Source organism: Streptomyces sp. NPDC046122, from assembly GCF_056429965.1.
The window spans coordinates 107731-125409 of record NZ_JBWKLQ010000004.1 but is presented as its reverse complement, the minus strand read 5'-3'; the positions used below and the strand labels follow the sequence as shown (position 1 = coordinate 125409).

The window sequence follows — 17679 nt, the reverse complement described above, 5'->3', positions numbered from 1 at the left end:
AAGCCCTCGGGGCGCTCCGGCCGACGCGTCCCTGCCGGGCCCGCGGCGGGCCGCGCCGCCGTCCCGGCTGGTATCGCCGGGGCACGGGGTGGGTCCGCCGCCAGGCAGCGGGTGCCGGCGGCCGTATGCCCACCGGCCGTGCCGGCGAGCGCCGGACGGGCCGGCGGTCGACCCGGCGCGGCCCCCTCCACCGCGGTCGCGCGCGCCACCGGCGGGTCCTCGTCCGCCGGGGCCGCCGCACCGAGGATCAGGGCCAGCACCGGCAGCACCGCGTCGGCCCGTGCCTGGTCGTAGCCGGGGCCGAAGCCGGGCGCCCCGGCCTGCGTCCGGGCCGGGTCGGCGGCGGACGGGCCGCGCCGGAGCAGTTCCCCCAAGGTGCGCCGCACTCCCGGCTCGTACGCCGAGAACGTGCGACGCAGCAGCGGCAGTACGCCAGTGAAGGCATCGCCGGGCACGCCGGTCAGCCAGGCGTCGACCAGGCCGAGGAGCCGCTCGTCGTGCACGAGCAGCATCCCGCCGCCGGACGCACCACCGACGAAGCCCTCGATCCAGGCCGCGGCGTCGGCCGGCGGCGTCCCCGGCGACAGGGCCAGCGACATGAGGCGCGCCGCCTCGTCCTCCGCGAGGCGCCCGTCGTCCAGCAGCAGCCGCGCGGCACGGCCGCGGATCACCCCGCCCACGCTGTCGCGTTCGGCGAGTCGGCGCAGCACCGCCGACCACCGTGCCCTCAGGTCGTGGCGCTCGCCCGGTGCGGTTGCGGCCAGGAGGCCGACGGCCGCGTGGACGCCGTCGAGATGGCGGCGCATCTCCGCCGCGCCGTCCGCGTCCAGCCCCGTGCAGGCGGGCGGCAGGCCCACGCAGATCCGCTCGGCGAGTCCGGCCGCGACCTCGCCGAGTGCCGCAGTGCCGGTCCCGCGCACATCGCCGTACCGCAGCGAGCGGGCGAGCGCGGGCAGCGCCTGGGCGAGGTGGCCGACGTCCGCGTCCAGCGCCGCGCGGTCGGCGAGGGCCCGCATGACCACCGGGAGGGCGTCGGGCAGCTCGGCCAGGAGGCACCGCTCGGCGAGTGCGGTGACGTCGGCGAGCACGGTGGCCGAAGCGGCGTCGGTCCCGGCCTTCGCGGTGGCGGCGGACAGCACCGTGGTGCCCCACACGCCCGCCTCCGCGACCCGCACCGACAGCTCGGGCTCCCAGCGCAGCCGCCAGGTCTCCCGGAACGTGCCCGTGCTCCCCCGCGCCTGCGCCGGCTCCCCCCAGCCGACAGACAGCAGCCGCAGCCGGTGCAGCAGCCTGCTGCGTGCCGCGTCGGTCGGCTTGCGCAGGTCGAGCTCCACCTCGCGTTCCCGTGGCTCGGGTTTGAGCCGCAGCGCGCGCTGCGCGCGGGTCAGGTCGCGCTGCAGCGGCACGGCGGGCGCCTCGTCCGGGACCTCACCGAGCACGTCGCCGACGACGAGCCGGTCGTGCACGAGAGCGAGCGGCACGTCGGAGCCCTCGCACATCACGGCCCGCACCGCGTCGGTCGTCTCGGTGAGCCCGGCGAGCGGCCGGCCGCGCATGACGGCGAGCGTCTCGGCCAGCCGTACGGCTTCGATGACGTGGGCCGGCGAAACGGTCCGGTCCTCGTCGCGCAGCAGCCCGGCGACCTTCGTCATCCAGCGCTCGACGGGCCGGTCCCGTGCGCCGAAGATGTGGCCGTACCAGCCGGGCGAGTCGATGCCCGCGCCGTACCCGCTGCGCCGGGCCAGCCTCCGGTTCGTCCACGGCACCCACGTCATCTCCGCCTTGACCTTGGGCAGGCCCTTGAGGACCGCGCGGTCGGCGGTCGCGGTCGCCACCTTCTCGCCGAGCGCCGGCAGGTGCCACGCGCCGCAGACCACGGCGACGTCGTCGCCGAACTCCTTGCGCGCGGCCCGCAGCTTCAGCCTCATGTACGCCTCGCGGACGCGGTCGCGGCTGTGCCCTCCGTCCCCGTACGTCTCGCGCAGGGCGCCCATCGCGTCCACGAGCGCCTCGAACGGCGCGAGCGGATCGGCGGTCCCGGCCCCCCGGTGCTCGACCACGTCCTCCCACCACCGCTCCGGATCGTCGTAACCGGCAGCCTCCGCGAGCGCGCCGATCGGATCCAGGGCGACGGCCGGCTGCTCGTCCGGCGCCGTCTGCCCCTCCGTGTCCTCCGTGTCCTGCCGCTCCCCCGCGTCCTCCGTGGTCTCCCGCTCCTCCGTCAGCGCCAGTGAGTGGGCCGCCGGGAGGTCGATGAACCGCACCGGTACGCCGTGCCCGAGCGCCCAGCGGAGCGCGACCCACTCCGGGGAGAACTCCGCCAGCGGCCAGAACGCCGCCCGGCCGGGGTCGTCCGTGACGTGCGCCAACAGGGCCACGGGTGGACGCATCGCCTCGTCGGCGGCGAGCGGCAGCAGCGCGTCCGCCTCGGGCGGCCCCTCGATCAGCACGGCCGGGGGCCGCGCCGCGTCGAGTGCGGCGAGCACCGCCCGGGCCGAACGGGGCCCGTGATGGCGCACGCCCAGCAGCAGGGGGCGTGGTGTCATCCCGAGACCTCCCTGCAGGCGCGGTAGAAGTCCTTCCAGCCGTCCCGTTCGCGGACGACCGTCTCCAGGTACTCCTGCCAGACGACGCGGTCCGCCGCCGGGTCGCGCACAACCGCGCCGAGGATGCCGGCCGCCACGTCGCCCGACCGCAGCACGCCGTCGCCGAAGTGCGCGGCCAGGGCCAGGCCGCCCGTGACGACGGAGATCGCCTCGGCGGTGGACAGCGTTCCCGAGGGCGACTTCACCTTCGTACGCCCGTCGGAGGTGACGCCGTCACGCAGCTCGCGGAAGACGGTGACGACGCGCCGGATCTCGTCGAACCCGTCGGGCGCGGGCGGCAGATCGAGCGAGCGCCCGATCTGGTCGACGCGCCGCGCCACGATGTCGACCTCGGCCTCCGCCGTCTCTGGCAGCGGCAGCACGACGGTGTTGAACCGGCGGCGCAGCGCGCTGGAGAGGTCGTTGACCCCCCGGTCGCGGTCGTTGGCGGTGGCGATGAGGTTGAAGCCGCGGACGGCCTGCTGCTCCTGCCCCAGCTCGGGGATGGGCAGCGTCTTCTCCGACAGGATCGTGATCAGGGTGTCCTGCACGTCCGCCGGGATGCGGGTGAGTTCCTCGACGCGCGCGGTCATGCCGTCGGCCATCGCCCGCATGACCGGACTGGGCACGAGCGCCTCGCGGCTGGGCCCGTGCGCGAGCAGCCGGGCGTAGTTCCAGCCGTACCGGATGGCTTCTTCGGGCGTGCCCGCCGTGCCCTGCACCAGCAGGGTCGAGTCGCCGCTGACAGCGGCCGCGAGATGTTCGGACACCCAGGTCTTGGCGGTGCCGGGGACGCCGAGCAGCAGCAGCGCGCGGTCGGTTGCGAGCGTGGTGACGGCGACTTCGACGATCCGGCGCGGCCCGACGTACTTGGGTGTGATCACCGTGCCGTCCGGCAGGGTCCCGCCGAGCAGGTACGTCGCCACGGCCCACGGTGAGAGCAGCCACTTGGCTGGCCGCGGCCGGTCGTCGGCCGCGGCCAGCGCCTTGAGCTCGTCGGCGAAGGCGTCCTCGGCGTGCGGCCGCAGGGCCTCGCCCTTGTTCTCGGACACGGTCATGGATCCCCCTCCAGATGTCCCGGATGTGGATCCACCGTGCACCACGCCACTGACAATCGGCCGTCGCCGCAGGTCAGGGGCGGAAAGCCCGCAATCAGCCCGCCGCGGGCGTCACTTCACGATCGGCGAGACCGCGATGCAGCCGAGCAGGGCCTTCTCACCCTTCGCTTCCTTGATCGTCTCGCCCTTGTAGACGACCTTGCAGGTCAGGTCGGCGGTGTCCTGGATGCTGATCGGGGACACGGCCGGCGGCATGATGCCGCGGAGGGTGACCGTCTTCTTCCACGGCAGCGTGGGGTTCTTGACCGACTCCATCTTCGGGTCCATGGCGGAGCCCTTGCCCCCGGCGAACTCGATGGACTCGACGCCCTTGCCCGTGACTTCGTACGTGACCTCGTACTTCTCGTCCATGGACTTGTCGACCTGCTCGACGGCCTCGTCCTTCGCGGCCTCGGTCGCCTCGCAGGCGCCCAGACCGAACGTGAGGCCGGTGACCGCGACGGCACAGGCGGCGGTACGGATGAAGCGGTTCATGTGGGATCCCCCCGGATCTAAGCGCGTGTCAGGAATCGCAGCCAATCGCAATGCCGAAGGGGAGTCAAGCGCGGGCCCGGCGGCAAACGCGCAGGTAGGGGTGATTGTCAGTGGTGCCCCGTAGCGTCTGTTCCATGAATCAGCAGGGGGTGCGCTGGACTGCGGAACAGGTGCTGGCCTTGGCTCCTGACGACGCGTCGCGCAGAACGGGAAACAGGCTCGGCACGGCCGGACCCTGGTCGGAGGCGGGGAGCAGCGGCGCGGGGGCGGTGTGGGGGCTCTGCAAGGGCAGCGGCAGCACGCCCTACCGGACGGTGGTCGACACGGCGGGCGGCAGCCCCGCCTGCACGTGCAGTTGTCCGAGCCGCAAGTTCCCGTGCAAGCACGCCTTGGGGCTCCTGCTCCTCTGGGCGGCCGACGAGCCGGCCGTGCGGAACGGGGAGCCGCCGGACTGGGCCGAGGAGTGGCTGGCGGCGCGCCGGGCGAAGGCGGCGGTTTCGGACACCGCGGCGCACCGGACGGCTGACCCCGGGGCGGCGCGGCGCCGGGCCGAGCAGCGCGCCGAGCGGATCACCATGGGCGCCGCGGAGTTGGAGCAGCGCCTGGCCGACCTGCTGCGCGGCGGTCTGGCCTCGGCCGAGCAGAGCGGCTACGGGCTGTGGGAGGAGACGGCCCGCCGCATGGTCGACGCCCAGGCGCCGGGGCTAGCCGCCCGGGTGCGGGAGCTGGGCGCCGTACCGGCGTCGGGGCCGGGCTGGCCGGCGCGGCTGCTGGAGGAGTGCGCGCTGCTGCATCTGCTGGACGCGGCGTGGCCGGCGCGCGAGCGGCTGCCGGAGCCACTGGCCGCGACCGTGCGCAGCCGCGTCGGCCTGACCGCGTCCGCCGAGGGCCCGCCGGTCCGCGACCGCTGGCTGGTGCTCGCCCAGTACGACACCCCGGACGGCAAGCTCGTCACGCGGCGCATATGGCTGTACGGAGAGGAGTCCCGGCGTACGGCGCTGCTCCTGTCCTTCGGCGCGGTCGGCCGGGCGCCGGACGTCTCGCTGCCCCCCGGCCTGGTGCTCGACACGGAGCTCACCTTCCACCCGGGCCGGCTCAGGGCCGACCTGGGCAGCGACCCGTCCGTGGTGCCCGCACCGTTCGCCTCCCCACCGCCGGGGGTCGACACCACCACGGCGATCCGGGCTTACGGGACCGCCCTGCGCGACGACCCGTGGCTCGACTCGTACCCCGTGACGCTCGGCCGCGTCGTCCCGACTCCCACCGCCGACTCCTGGCAACTCGGCGACGCACAGGCCGGCTTCGCCCTGCCCCTCACCCCCGCCGCACTGGCCGGCCCGGGGCTGTGGAAGCTCGTCGCCCTGTCCGGGGGCGGCCCCGTCACGGTCTTCGGCGAGTGCGGCCACCGCGGCTTCACCCCGCTGACGGCCTGGTCCGCCGGCTCCACGGAAACCGTCCCGCTGACCGAAGCCTGACCGCAGGAGGGCCCCATGAACAGCACACAGCCCACCACGGCACGACGCGCCACCGTGTCAGATGCCACGATGCCGGGCGGGGACGCGCCGGGGCGCTCCCCCCAGGGCGCGGAGCGCGACCACGCCGGACCCGACCACGCCGAACGGGTCGACGTACCCGGAGGTTCGGCGCCCACGGAGGCGCACCGGTGCGGCGCCGGCCCCGACGCTCCCGGAGCCGCCGCCGCGACGGCTTGGGACGAGCTCGTCACCACCGCCCTGCTGGGCACCGACCGCCGCACGCTGCCGCCGCGCCTCGCCGTGCCCGGCAAGGACGCCGCCATCGCGCTGCTGGACGCCGCCGCACACCAGACCGTACGGCGCAGGGCGTCCCTGGTCCCCGCGTCCGCCGCGGCGCGCCCCACGCCCGCACCGCACGACCCTCGCCCCCAGCTGCCACCGGCAGCCCTGCGCCGGCTCGCGCAACTGCTGGCCGGCCGCTCCGCGTCCCCCTCAGCGGCCGGGGGCAGGCGCGGCACCGCGCCCGATCTCACCGAGCTCCTCCCCCAGTGGCTGGCCGCCGCGAACCGGAGCGGCTTCCAGGCCCCGCCCGCGTTGCTCCCCGCGCTGCTGGACGCCGCCCGCGCCCGTACCGACCTGCGCCCCCAGGCTCTCGCCTTCGCCGGCTCGCGCGGGCTGTGGCTGGCCCGGCTGAACCCGGACTGGCGGTTCGCGCTGCGCGGCGCGTCCGGGGGCGGCGCGCTGCCCGACCTCGACGACGTGGCAGCGGTGCGACGCCTGTGGGAGGAGGGTTTGTTCGCCGAGCGCGTCGGTCTCCTCACCGCCGTACGCGCCCAGGACCCGGCGGCCGCGCTCGCCCTGCTCGCCGGGACCTGGCCCACCGAGCGCGCCGAGGACCGCCTGATGTTCCTGGACTCCCTGCGCTCGGGCCTGTGTGCCGCCGACGAGCCCTTCCTGGAACAGGCCCTGGCCGACCGCAGCCGCAATGTGCGGGCCACCGCCGCCGAGCTGCTCTCCGCCCTGCCGGACTCGGCTCTCGCGGCGCGGATGGCGGCGCGGGCCGTGAGCTGCGTCAGCCTGGACCGTTCCGGACGGGCGGCCGGCGGCGAGCGCGTCGCAGTGGAGGCCCCGCACGAATGCGACGCGGACATGCAGCGCGACGGCGTGTCGCCGCAGCCTCCGGCCGGGCGCGGGGAGCGCTCCTGGTGGCTGGGGCAGCTCGTCGAGTCCGCCCCGTTGCACGCCTGGCCGAAGCGGATGGGCGGCCGTACGCCGCAGGAGATCGTCGCCCTGCCGGTGAGCGACGAGTGGAAGGAGGAGCTGCACGCCGCCTGGTGCCGCGCGGCCGTGCGCCAGCGGAACGCCGAGTGGTCCCGCGCACTGCTCGGCGCACCCTCCGCCCCGCCGGCGACCGGCCCCGGTACGTCGTCCTTCGCCGAGCGGGCGCAACTGCTGGCCACGCTGCCGGACGGCGAACGGGCCCAGTGGGTGGCGGCGTTCGTCGCGGCCCACGGCCTGTCCGAGGCGTTCCAGCTGCTGGGGGTGTGCAAGGTGCCCTGGTCGGAGCCGCTGGGCCGCGCCGTGGTCGACGCGCTGGACATCGCGCGGGACGCGGGGAGCTACCCCTGGAGCTTCAGCGGGGTCATGGGCCTGGCGGAGCGCTGCCTGGATCCCGGCGAGGCAGACCGCCTCGAGATACTCACGACGACGCCGGACGAGCAGGAGCACGCGGCGCCCGGCGCGGCCGGCTACTGGTCGGAGGCGTTCCAGCGCCTGGTCGGCACGCTGCGCCTGAGAGCCGCGATGCTCGCGGAACTGTCGGAGCACCCGCAGGCGGACTGACCCGACCGGGGCCGAACCGCCTGAACCGAGCGGGGCGGCTCGACCCGGCCGATCACCACCGCCCGGGTCGACCCACAGGGCCGCGCCAGGCCGAGCGGGCCGCAACGAGCGGCCCCCGCAGTGAGCGGGCCGACCCCCAGCGGGCAACCCCGGCGGTCCGACCCGAGCAGGCCGGCCCGATGCGTTGAGCCGACGCCCGTCGCCTCGAGCGGCCGCGCCGGAAGCCGGTGCGGGGGCCGCTGGTGCGCCTCACCCCTGCGAGGGTGTCCCGGGCCCGGCCCGGGCCCGGACGGACACCCCAGCAGCGAGCCTTACGCCTGGGCCGCCTGGCGGACGTTCGCGTTGACCCATTCGACGATCGACTGCGTCGTCGCGCCCGGCGTGAAGATCTCCGCGACGCCCTTCTCCTTCAGCGGCGCGATGTCCGCCTCGGGGATGATGCCGCCGCCGAAGACCTTGATGTCCTCGGCGTCGCGCTGCTTGAGCAGCTCGATGACCTTCACGAAGAGCGTGTTGTGCGCACCCGAGAGGATGGACAGCCCGATGGCGTCGGCGTCCTCCTGAATGGCGGTGTCCACGATCTGCTCGGGCGTCTGGTGAAGCCCGGTGTAGATGACCTCCATACCGGCGTCGCGCAGGGCCCGCGCGATGACCTTCGCCCCGCGATCGTGTCCGTCGAGTCCCGGCTTGGCGACCACCACGCGGATCGGCCCGGTCACACCCATCACTGCCTCCATGTACCGACTGCGCCGTCTTTGGCACGCGCCCCGCACCGATGCGGACGGGGAAGTGAACGAACGTTATCGACAGCATCCCGCACCCGCTCGTTTCACGGTGTGCAGGGAGGGGGAAATCACACATGGGACATGTTCGCTATGCGGCGTTCCTGCCACATCAGGCGCTACGGCGACCAGCCGCAGCAGCCGGGAGGCCGCGAGGGGAGCCGCGACGAGGCCGCCGTTCCACCGTGCCGTCAGCCGCACGGCGCGGTGGAACGGCCGCCGCGTTCCTCGATACGGCACCCCATGAGGGCACACGGGGGACGGAGCCGCCTCCCGCGCGCCGTTCGGGAGGTCCGCCATGAGGGTCCTGCCCTTCTCCATTCCGCCCTGGCCGCCCCGGCTGCGCCTGTCGGCCGCGCTGCTCAGAGCCACCGCCCTCGAAGTCGCGATCCTCGCCGGGCACCTCGTCCTGTACCCCTCCGGCATCGCCCAGGAGCGCCGTCACCACCGGGCGGCGCCCTGCGGTCCGGCGCGCGTGCAGCCCGGCCGGTCCGGACAGCCCGCGCAACCCCTGACCGAAGCCGCCGCCGAACAGCCCGGGCAACCCCTGACCGAAGCCGCCGAGCTTCCCGCCACCGGTCCGGACCGCCCGCCCGTCGTGCTGCTCCACGGTTTCGTGGACAACCGCTCCGTCTTCGTCGTGCTGCGCCGCTCCCTGGCCCGGCACGGGTGGCACCACCTGGAGTCCCTCAACTACTCGCCGCTCACGTGCGACATCCGTACGGCGGCCGAGCTGCTCGGCCGCCACGTGGAGGAGATCTCATCGCGCACGGGCCACACCCGCGTGGACATCGTGGGCCACAGCCTGGGCGGGCTGATCGCCCGCTACTACGTCCAGCGGCTGGGCGGAGACGTGCGCGTACGCACCCTCGTCACCCTGGGCACCCCGCACGCGGGCACCGGTGTCGCCCCGCCGATGAGCGCGCACCCGCTCGTGCGGCAGATGCGCCCCGGCTCCGACGTGATCGAGGAGCTGCGCAGGCCGGCGCCTTCGTGCCGCACGCGGTTCGTCAGCTTCTGGAGCGATCTCGACCAGTTGATGCTCCCGGTCACCACCGCACGCCTCAGCCACCCGGATCTCCTCGTGCACAACATCCGGGTGACGGGAATCGGCCACCTTGCGCTGCCGGTCCATCCCGCGGTCGCCGCGGGCATCCGGCAGGCACTCGAGGAGCAGGACACGGCGGCGGGCGCCTCCGACACGGCCTCCGTCGCCTGAACATTCCGGCACCGCTATCGAACACCGGTCGAACGCAGCACAAAGGCTGTGCCCGTCGTCCGCCGAAAGGCGGCCGAATGCCCGTTTCCGGAACGCGAAAAATCTGGCGAAGATTGTCGTCGTCCCTTACCGCCGGGTACAGTCGCGCCACTGCTTTGCCTCTGGGGTCCCCACCCGGACCCCAGCCCCCACAGGTCCCGCATTGCCGAGGCGAGAGAGAAGTTGGTGGACGACCAGCACGCCCACGCCGGGTACGACGGCTACTCCACCGGCAGCTTCCAGACAGACCCCCTCTTCGGAGACCTCCCCGGCCAGGGAAGCGGCTACGAGGCGGGCCACAGCGGCCAGTACGACACCAGCCACTGGGACGCCACCGGCGCCCAGCAGGCGGCCGGTTACGACGCGTACGGCGCGCACCAGGGTTACGACGGCACGGGAACGTGGCCGGCGGCGGCCTATCAGACGGCGGCCGACATCCCGGCGCAGTCCACCGGCCAGTGGGACTCCAACACCTGGAACCAGACAGGCCAGTTCGACACCGGCCACTTCCCCACCGGCCAGTACGCGTCGGCGACAGGCCAGTACGGCACGGGAACGTACGAGACGGGCCAGTACGACGCCGCCCAGTTCACCCAGGCCGCCGAGACCGCTCAGGCGACCGGCCAGTGGACGACGCCGGCCTACGACACCGGCGCGTACGACGCCACCGCCTGGAACTCCGGCGGCCAGACCGGCGCGCACGAGACCGTTTCGCCGCAGCAAGTCTCCTACGAGACGGCCGAGTTCCCGCAGGTCGACCTGGCCGAGGCCCTGGCGGACTACGAACCGGAAGCGTCCGACGCACCGCACGAGGCGACGCCGGACGAGCTCGGCAACACGCCCGGCGCGGAACACGAATACACGTCGGAGTACGAGTCCGAACACGAGCCTGAACCCGGCACGGAAACCGAAACAGACCTCGAACACGCCCCGGCGGAAGCCGTGTCCGTCACCGCCCCCGGCCCCCGCTCGGCCCGCCGCGGCACCGGTGCCTCCGGCGGCCGCGGCCGCCGCCGTACACCGGCCAAGCGCTCCGCGCTCCTCACCGTCGCCGTCCCCTCCGCCTGCGTGATGGGCGTGGCCGGCATCGCCGCCGCATCGGTCGGCAGCGTCGGCGGCGGCGCCCCGGCCGAGGAGAAGAAGGACACCACCACGACGGCGTCGGCGGCCGACCCCGGCTCGGTGAAGCCCGTCGCGGTCAACAACAAGCTCGACACCCAGCTGGCCAACCTCAGTACGGACGCCGAGGACTTCGCCGACCGCGCGAGCCGCACGCAGGAACGTATCGACCTCCAAGCCCGCCAGGCCGCCGAGAAGAAGCGCAGAGCCGAGGAGGCCGCCCGCAAGGAGGCCGCCCGCCCCAAGTTCGCGCTCCCGGTCGAGCAGCACGGCCTCAGCGCGTACTACGGCCAGGCCGGCATCAACTGGATGTCCGTGCACTCCGGCATCGACTTCCCCGTCGGGTACGGCACCCCGGTGATGGCCGCGACGGACGGCACGGTCCGCACGCAGTACAACACCGCCTACGGGAACATGGCGATAGTGACCGCGCCCGACGGTACGGAGACCTGGTACTGCCACCTCAGCAGCACCAAGATCCGCTCCGGCTCGGTGCAGGCCGGCGACGTCATCGCGTACGCGGGCAACTCCGGCAACTCCACGGGCCCGCACCTGCACTTCGAGGTGCGCCCCGGCGGTGGCTCTGCGATCGACCCCCTGCCCTGGTTCCGCAGTCACGGCCTCAGCCCGACCTGATCCCAAGCTCCGGGTGCCCCCGGGTCCGGGCGCGAAACCCGGAAGTCACGAAGCCGGATCCGGCGCAGGGCGAAGCCCCCGGCCCCGGAGCGACGAGGCCCCGGGGCGCGGTGGCGGAGGGCTTGCGCCCTCCCGGGCCTTCTACAGCTTCTCGACCGGCGCGTACCGCAGCAGGAGCTTCTTCGGCCGCTCGTCGCCGAAGTCGATCGTGGCCTGCGCGTCCGACCCGGTCCCCGTCACCGTCATCACGGTGCCGAGCCCGAACTGGTCGTGCGTCACCCGGTCCCCGACCGACAGCGCGACCACCGGCTTGTCCGACGTCCGCCGCGTGGCGAACCCCGAGGCGCCGCCCCCGCCCCGCGACCGGGACGCCAGGGAGGCCGACAGCGACGAGGCGACGCCCGACACCGGCCCGGCCGGCGCCTGCGCGCCCTTGCGCTTCCAGGTCAGGTAGGTGTCCGGGATCTCCTCGAGGAACCGCGACGGCGGGTTGTACGACGGCTGCCCCCACGCACTGCGCATGGAAGCGCGCGTCAGGTAGAGCCGCTCGCGGGCGCGCGTGATGCCGACGTACGCGAGCCGCCGCTCCTCCTCCAGTTCCTTCGTCTGGCCGAGGGCGCGCATGTGCGGGAAGACGCCGTCCTCCATGCCCGTCAGGAACACCACGGGGAACTCCAGCCCCTTGGCGGTGTGCAGGGTCATCAGCGTGATGACGCCCGATCCCTCTTCGTCCTCGTCGGGGATCTGGTCGGAGTCGGCGACGAGCGCGACCTTCTCCAGGAACTCGGCCAGCGTCCCGGGCTCGTCGCCCTCGCGCTCCTGCTCGAACTCCAGGGCCACGGCGGCGAGCTCCTGGAGGTTCTCGATGCGCGTCTCGTCCTGCGGGTCGGTCGACGCCTGCAACTCGGCGAGGTACCCGGTGCGTTCGAAGACCGCTTCGAGGACCGTGGCGGGCCCGGCGCCGGACTCGACGATCGTACGGAGCTCTTCCATCAGCGTGTTGAAACGCTTCACGGCGTTCGCCGAGCGGGCGGCCATGCCGTACGCCTCGTCGACGCGCCGCAGCGCCTGCGGGAAGCTGATCTTCTCGCGCAGCGACAGCGCGTCGATCATCGCCTCGGCCCGGTCACCGATGCCGCGCTTGGGCACGTTCAGGATGCGGCGCAGCGGAACGGTGTCCTCGGGGTTGGCCAGGACGCGCAGGTACGCGAGGACGTCCCGCACCTCCTTGCGCTCGTAGAAGCGCACGCCGCCGACGACCTTGTAGGGCAGCCCGACGCGGATGAAGATCTCTTCGAAGACGCGGGACTGGGCGTTCGTGCGGTAGAAGACGGCGACGTCGCCGGCCTTCGCGTCGCCCGCGTCCGTGAGCCGGTCGATCTCCTCGGCGACGAACTGCGCCTCGTCGTGCTCGGTGTCCGCGACGTACCCGGTGATCAGGGAGCCTGCGCCGGCTTCCGTCCACAGGTTCTTGGGCCGGCGGTTCTCGTTGCGCTCGATGACGGCGTTGGCCGCTGTGAGGATCGTCTGCGTCGAGCGGTAGTTCTGCTCCAGCAGGATCGTCTTCGCGTCCGGGTAGTCCTCCTCGAACTGGAGGATGTTGCGGATCGTCGCGCCGCGGAACGCGTAGATCGACTGGTCGGCGTCACCCACGACGCACAGCTCGCCCGGGGCCCGGCCCTCACCCGAGGGGCCCACCAGTTCGCGTACGAGCGTGTACTGGGCGTGGTTGGTGTCCTGGTACTCGTCGACCATGACGTGCCGGAAGCGCATCCGGTAGTGCTCGGCGACGTCCGGGAACGCCTGGAGCAGGTGCACCGTGGTCATGATGATGTCGTCGAAGTCCAGGGCGTTGGCCTCGCGCAGCCGTGCCTGGTACATCGCGTACGCCTGGGCCAGGGTCTTCTCGAAGCCGTCGGCGGCCTGGCCGGCGAACGTCTCCTCGTCTATCAGCTCGTTCTTCAGGTTCGAGACCTTGGCGCTGAACGCCTTCGGCGGGAAGCGCTTGGGATCGAGGTCCAGATCGCGGCAGACGAGCGCCATGAGGCGCTTCGAGTCGGCGGCGTCGTAGATCGAGAACGAGGACGTGAAGCCGAGCTTCTTCGACTCGCGGCGCAGGATGCGCACGCAGGCGCTGTGGAAGGTGGAGACCCACATGTGGCCCGCGCGGGGGCCCACGAGCTGCTCCACGCGCTCCTTCATCTCGCCGGCGGCCTTGTTGGTGAAGGTGATCGCGAGGATCTGGCCGGGGTGCACGCCCCGCTTGGCCAGCAGGTACGCGATGCGGTGGGTCAGGACGCGGGTCTTGCCCGAGCCCGCGCCGGCCACGATGAGCAGCGGCGACCCGGAGTGCACGACGGCGGCGCGCTGCTCCTCGTTCAGCCCTTCGAGCAGCGCGGCGGCGTCCACGACGGGGCGCGGCGCGCCGTCCCTGTAGTGCGCGTCCCTGGGCGCCGGAGGCGCGTCGAAGGCACCCCCGAACAGGTCGTGCGGGACCTCCTCCGGGGCGTGGTCCTCGGGGGGCGGCGGGGCGGTGTCCTTCGCGTACTCCGTGTGCTGGAGGTCGGCCAGGAAGCTGTCGTCAAAGAGGCTGCTCATCGTCTACCAAGCTTAGGCGGGACCACCGACAGCCCGCCCCGGATTCCGCCGGGCCCGCGCGAGACGACCGGCCGGAGCCGCCGCACCGCACGCCGGCGCACCCCCGTTCACCCCGTGTGAGCTTGCCCACGCCCCGCGACCGGACCCCGCGAGCCGGCTCGTGGGGCGCGCAACGGAACCGGCTCGGCCAGGTAACGAACACGTATCGGGCATATCGAACATCGGGCTTCCCAGCGGTCACGACTGTTGGCTAGCGTGCCGACTCGGGCTGCTCGTACCCCAGCCGGCGAACAGCGCCGGAGCGGGTGGCCCACGCCGAATCCGGCCTGCCCCAGGGCGGTTCGGAACCGGGGACCCACGCGCATCACCTGGGGTGAATCGGTCCGCAGTCCCACGGACCGTAGGGCACCTTCCGTCTGTCCCGCCCGAACCCGACAGCTAACCCGGTAGGCGGTCCACGGAAGGAGATGCCGGCCTTGGCGTCGCATCGCAAGCCGCGTACCCGGGTACGCACCACCGCACCCGCCCTGGGTGTCACGACGGCGGCCCTCGCCTCAGTCGGTCTGCTCGCCCAGTCGGCCGGAGCCGCGCCCTCCGACCCGTCGGCCCGTACGCCGTCCGTCGAGGAAGTACAGAAGAAGGTCGACGACCTCTACCGGCAGGCCGGCACGGCCACGCAGAAGTACAACCTCGCCAAGGAAGCCACCGAGAAGCAGCGGAAGTCGGTGGACGGCCTGCTCGACTCGGTCGCCCGGAGCACCGAGAGACTGAACGACGCGCGGCGCAAGCTGGGCACGTACGCGGCGGCGCAGTACCGGTCGGGGTCGGTCACGCCGACCGCCGCGCTGCTCCTCGCCGACAGCCCGCAGGCGTACTTCGACCAGAACCGGCTGATGGACCGGATGACGGAACGCCAGAAGGCGGACGTCACGGACTTTCAGGAGCAGCAGGCGGAGGCGTCCGGGCAGCGCGCCGAGGCCACCAGGAGCCTGGAGAGCCTGGCCGAGTCGCAGGACTCCCTCAAGTCCTCGAAGCAGGACGTGCAGAGGAAGCTCGCGGAGGCGCGTGACCTGCTGTCGCGGCTGACCGCGCGGGAGAAGGCCCGGCTCGCGGAGCTGGAGGAGAAGCGCGAGGCGGAGGCCCGGCGCAAGGCAGAGGCGAAGGCCGAGGCAGAGGCGAAGGCGGCGGCCGAGGCGAAGGCGGCGGCCAAGGCGGAAGCCGCTGCCGAGGCGGAGGCCGACCGCGAGCGCGAAGCCGCCCAGAACGACGAGAGCGATGCGGGTACGGGTACCGGAACGGGCACCGGGACCGGCACCGGCACCGGCACGACCCCCGTCGCCGGTGACGCGTACGCCGCCAAGGCCGAGAAGGTCCTCGCCTTCGCCCGCGCCCAGATCGGCAAGCCGTACGTGTGGGGCGCGGCGGGACCCAGTTCCTACGACTGCTCCGGCCTGACCCAGGCCGCCTGGAAGGCCGCCGGCGTCACGCTCCCCCGCACCACCTGGGACCAGGTGAACGTCGGCACCCGGGTGGCGACCGGTGATCTCAAGCCGGGCGACCTCGTCTTCTTCTACGACGACATCAGCCACGTCGGCGTCTACATCGGCGGCGGCAAGATGATCCACGCCCCGAAGCCCGGCACGAACGTCCGCGAGGAGTCGATCTACTACATGCCGATCTACGGCAGCGTGCGCCCCGCGTAGTTCCGAGCGCGTACCGCCACCGCCCCGGGCGCAAGGCCCGGCGCGGTGGCGGTACGGCTCACCGGCTGCCACGACCGGCGGGAGCCGGGGCGGCTGCGGTACCGGCCTGGGCCGGCCCAGGGCACGCCGGGGCAGCCAGGTCAGGTCGAGCCGGTCGGGTCAGGCCGGGTCAGGTCCAGAGCACCGCGATGAAGATGTTGGCGACGGTCAGTCCGCCGACGGCTCCGAACAGGGCCTTCTCCACCTTCTCCTCGTCGCGCTTCACGTAGACCAGCCCGAGGATCACCACCAGGACCGCGAGCTTGACGCCGATCTTGAGGTTGTTCACCGTCTGGTCGTCCGCCTGGTTGAGGCCCACCAGCGCCACGCCCGTGACGAGCATGGTCAGCGCGCCGTGCAGCATCGCGGGGGTGAAGCGGGCGGCGCCGGCGCTCATCGCCTTCATCTGGGTCAGGAAGCCGCCGAGCAGCGCGGCGATGCCGATGATGTGCAGGCCGACGAAGACATTGATGAGTACGTCCATGAACCGGAGCCTAGCTCCGGCCATAGCAGGCCCGGCGGCCGGGCTGCCGCGCCATCGGTGTATCGGTCGCGGAACAGCGGAATGCTCGCTTCCGGAGCAGACCTGCTTCTCAACGCCGTTCATACGGCGGCCTGTTTCGACCACTGTCGGTCATTCCGCCACTGCCCCGTGACCGCCGCGTTTAGCGTCCTTCCCCAGGTGGCCGACTCCCCACCGCCGCTCCGCCCCGGAACGGCAGTCGGCCGCCCCGCCGAGAGTCCGGCGGCGGTCCGTCCCCCTGTGCGGGGCGCCGCCGGATGCGAGCGGCTGGACGTACAGCGACGTACAGGACGGAAGGACGTGGACGCCCTCGTGGCCACGCACCGAAAGCCCAGACAACGCACGCTCACCGGCAGCACCACCCGCACCGCGTTCACGATCGTGCTGGCCGGAGCGGCGAGTGCCACCGCGTTCGACGGCATCGGGCACGCGGAGCCCGCCCTCACCCCCGCTCAGGTGAAGGCGAAGGCCGACCGGCTCTACCACGACGCCGAGATCGCCACCGAGAAGTACAACGGCGCGAAGGAGAAGGCGGGGGCCGCCACCGAGGCGCTGGACTCGCTGCGCGACGAGGCCGCCCGCAGGACCGAGCGCCTCAACACCGCGCGCAACGCGCTCGGTTCGCTCGCCACCTCGCAGTACCGCACCGGCGCCATCGACCCGGCCGTGCAGCTCGCCCTGACGTCCGACCCGGACCAGTACCTGGAACGCGCCTCGATCGCCGACCGCGCGGGCGACCGGCAGGCCGCCGCCGTCACGGGCATCCAGCAGCAGCTCGGCCGGATCGCGCAGCTGCGGGAGGAGGCCGGCGGCCGCCTGGCCGAACTCAAGGCCCACCAGGCGGACCTGCGCAGGCACAAGGCGAGGATCCAGGACAAGATCGGCGCGGCCGAACGCCTGCTGTCCCGTCTGACGGCGGAGCAGCGCGCGCGGTACGCCGAGGAGGACGGCCACGGCGCCTCGCCCGCCGCGTCCCGCGCCGACCGTGCCGCGCCGCGCGGCGTCCCGGCCGCCCCGGCCGCCGCCCCGGCCGCGTCCAACTCCCGCGCCGGTCAGGCGGTCTCCTTCGCGTACGGGGCGATCGGCAAGCCGTACGTCTGGGGCGCCACGGGGCCCAACGCCTTCGACTGCTCCGGACTGACGCAGGCGGCCTGGCGGGCGGCGGGCGTCTCCCTGCCCCGTACGACGTACACGCAGATCAACGCCGGCCGGCGCGTCTCGCGCTCCGAACTCGTGCCGGGTGACCTGGTGTTCTTCTACTCCGGCATCAGCCACGTGGGCCTCTACATCGGCAACGGCCAGATGATCCACGCCCCGCGTCCCGGCGCACCGGTCCGCGTGGCCCCGCTCGACCAGATGCCGTTCGCGGGGGCGACGAGACCGGCGTAGGCGGAACGGTCCGGCGCGGAGCCGCCGTCCGGCGCATGACGACGACCCGTCCGGCATGACGACCCGGCCGGCGCATGACAACCCCTCCGGCGTGGGCCGGCGCGCCACCGGCGCGGGCCGGCCGGGCGGGCGTGCGGC

11 protein-coding genes, 1 pseudogene and 1 riboswitch are annotated in these 17679 nt (G+C 73.4%); of the genes and pseudogenes, 6 read left to right on the top strand and 6 right to left on the bottom strand.

Going from position 1 to position 17679, the window contains the following annotated elements; translation table 11 throughout:
* Positions 1–200: 200 nt before the first annotated feature.
* The 3 genes and pseudogenes from AC07FK_RS13670 to AC07FK_RS13660 all read right to left on the bottom strand — a co-directional run.
* Positions 201–2546: pseudogene (locus tag AC07FK_RS13670) on the bottom strand (DUF5682 family protein); the annotation flags it as partial.
* Positions 2543–3643: an ATP-binding protein gene (locus AC07FK_RS13665; protein WP_479105058.1), complete on the bottom strand. Its 1101-nt coding sequence runs from the start codon at positions 3641–3643 to the stop codon at positions 2543–2545. The gene AC07FK_RS13665 and the pseudogene AC07FK_RS13670, both read right to left, overlap by 4 nt.
* 111 nt (positions 3644–3754) lie before the next feature.
* Positions 3755–4177 (bottom strand): hypothetical protein, encoded by a 423-nt coding sequence (locus AC07FK_RS13660; RefSeq protein WP_479105057.1) that lies wholly within the window; start codon positions 4175–4177, stop codon positions 3755–3757.
* A gap of 134 nt (positions 4178–4311) precedes the next feature.
* On the opposite strand from AC07FK_RS13660, the gene AC07FK_RS13655 reads away from it, so the two are divergent.
* Positions 4312–5652, top strand: a complete 1341-nt coding sequence (locus AC07FK_RS13655) for an SWIM zinc finger family protein (protein ID WP_479105056.1) — start codon at positions 4312–4314, stop codon at positions 5650–5652.
* A 15-nt stretch (positions 5653–5667) separates the two neighbouring features.
* Positions 5668–7494, top strand: coding sequence for a DUF5691 domain-containing protein (locus AC07FK_RS13650; RefSeq protein ID WP_479105055.1), 1827 nt, complete (start codon positions 5668–5670; stop codon positions 7492–7494).
* A 311-nt stretch (positions 7495–7805) separates the two neighbouring features.
* Here AC07FK_RS13650 and AC07FK_RS13645 read toward each other — a convergent pair whose 3' ends face one another.
* Positions 7806–8219, bottom strand: coding sequence for a coenzyme B12-dependent isobutyryl CoA mutase small subunit (locus AC07FK_RS13645; RefSeq protein WP_453407585.1), 414 nt, complete (start codon positions 8217–8219; stop codon positions 7806–7808).
* 355 nt (positions 8220–8574) lie between these two features.
* Here AC07FK_RS13645 and AC07FK_RS13640 point away from each other — a divergent pair, with 355 nt between their 5' ends.
* On the top strand, positions 8575–9495 hold the full coding sequence (locus AC07FK_RS13640; protein ID WP_479105054.1) for an esterase/lipase family protein: 921 nt from the start codon (positions 8575–8577) through the stop codon (positions 9493–9495).
* Between the two features lie 225 nt (positions 9496–9720).
* Positions 9721–11289 (top strand): M23 family metallopeptidase, encoded by a 1569-nt coding sequence (locus AC07FK_RS13635; protein WP_479105053.1) that lies wholly within the window; start codon positions 9721–9723, stop codon positions 11287–11289.
* 141 nt (positions 11290–11430) lie between these two features.
* Here AC07FK_RS13635 and pcrA read toward each other — a convergent pair whose 3' ends face one another.
* Positions 11431–13887 (bottom strand): DNA helicase PcrA, encoded by a 2457-nt coding sequence (gene pcrA, locus AC07FK_RS13630; protein WP_479105052.1) that lies wholly within the window; start codon positions 13885–13887, stop codon positions 11431–11433.
* Between the two features lie 303 nt (positions 13888–14190).
* Positions 14191–14356, top strand: a riboswitch (cyclic di-AMP (ydaO/yuaA leader).
* Between the two features lie 7 nt (positions 14357–14363).
* Here pcrA and AC07FK_RS13625 point away from each other — a divergent pair.
* Positions 14364–15590, top strand: coding sequence for a C40 family peptidase (locus AC07FK_RS13625; RefSeq protein WP_479105051.1), 1227 nt, complete (start codon positions 14364–14366; stop codon positions 15588–15590).
* Positions 15591–15759: 169 nt separating this feature from the next.
* Here AC07FK_RS13625 and AC07FK_RS13620 read toward each other — a convergent pair whose 3' ends face one another.
* A complete protein-coding gene (locus AC07FK_RS13620) occupies positions 15760–16113 on the bottom strand; it encodes a hypothetical protein (RefSeq protein WP_479105050.1) in 354 nt (117 codons plus the stop codon).
* 351 nt (positions 16114–16464) lie between these two features.
* Between AC07FK_RS13620 and AC07FK_RS13615 the strand changes: the two genes are divergently transcribed.
* On the top strand, positions 16465–17541 hold the full coding sequence (locus AC07FK_RS13615; protein WP_479105049.1) for a C40 family peptidase: 1077 nt from the start codon (positions 16465–16467) through the stop codon (positions 17539–17541).
* Positions 17542–17679: the final 138 nt, after the last annotated feature.

Excerpts from the sequence above, each read along its gene's own strand:
- AC07FK_RS13665 (WP_479105058.1), bottom strand. The coding sequence starts at position 3,643 with ATGACCGTGTCCGAGAACAAGGGCGAGGCCCTGCGGCCGCACGCCGAG.
- AC07FK_RS13660 (WP_479105057.1), bottom strand. The coding sequence starts at position 4,177 with ATGAACCGCTTCATCCGTACCGCCGCCTGTGCCGTCGCGGTCACCGGC.
- AC07FK_RS13655 (WP_479105056.1), top strand. The coding sequence starts at position 4,312 with ATGAATCAGCAGGGGGTGCGCTGGACTGCGGAACAGGTGCTGGCCTTG.
- AC07FK_RS13650 (WP_479105055.1), top strand. The coding sequence starts at position 5,668 with ATGAACAGCACACAGCCCACCACGGCACGACGCGCCACCGTGTCAGAT.
- AC07FK_RS13645 (WP_453407585.1), bottom strand. The coding sequence starts at position 8,219 with ATGGGTGTGACCGGGCCGATCCGCGTGGTGGTCGCCAAGCCGGGACTC.
- AC07FK_RS13640 (WP_479105054.1), top strand. The coding sequence starts at position 8,575 with ATGAGGGTCCTGCCCTTCTCCATTCCGCCCTGGCCGCCCCGGCTGCGC.
- pcrA (WP_479105052.1), bottom strand. The coding sequence starts at position 13,887 with ATGAGCAGCCTCTTTGACGACAGCTTCCTGGCCGACCTCCAGCACACG.
- AC07FK_RS13620 (WP_479105050.1), bottom strand. The coding sequence starts at position 16,113 with ATGGACGTACTCATCAATGTCTTCGTCGGCCTGCACATCATCGGCATC.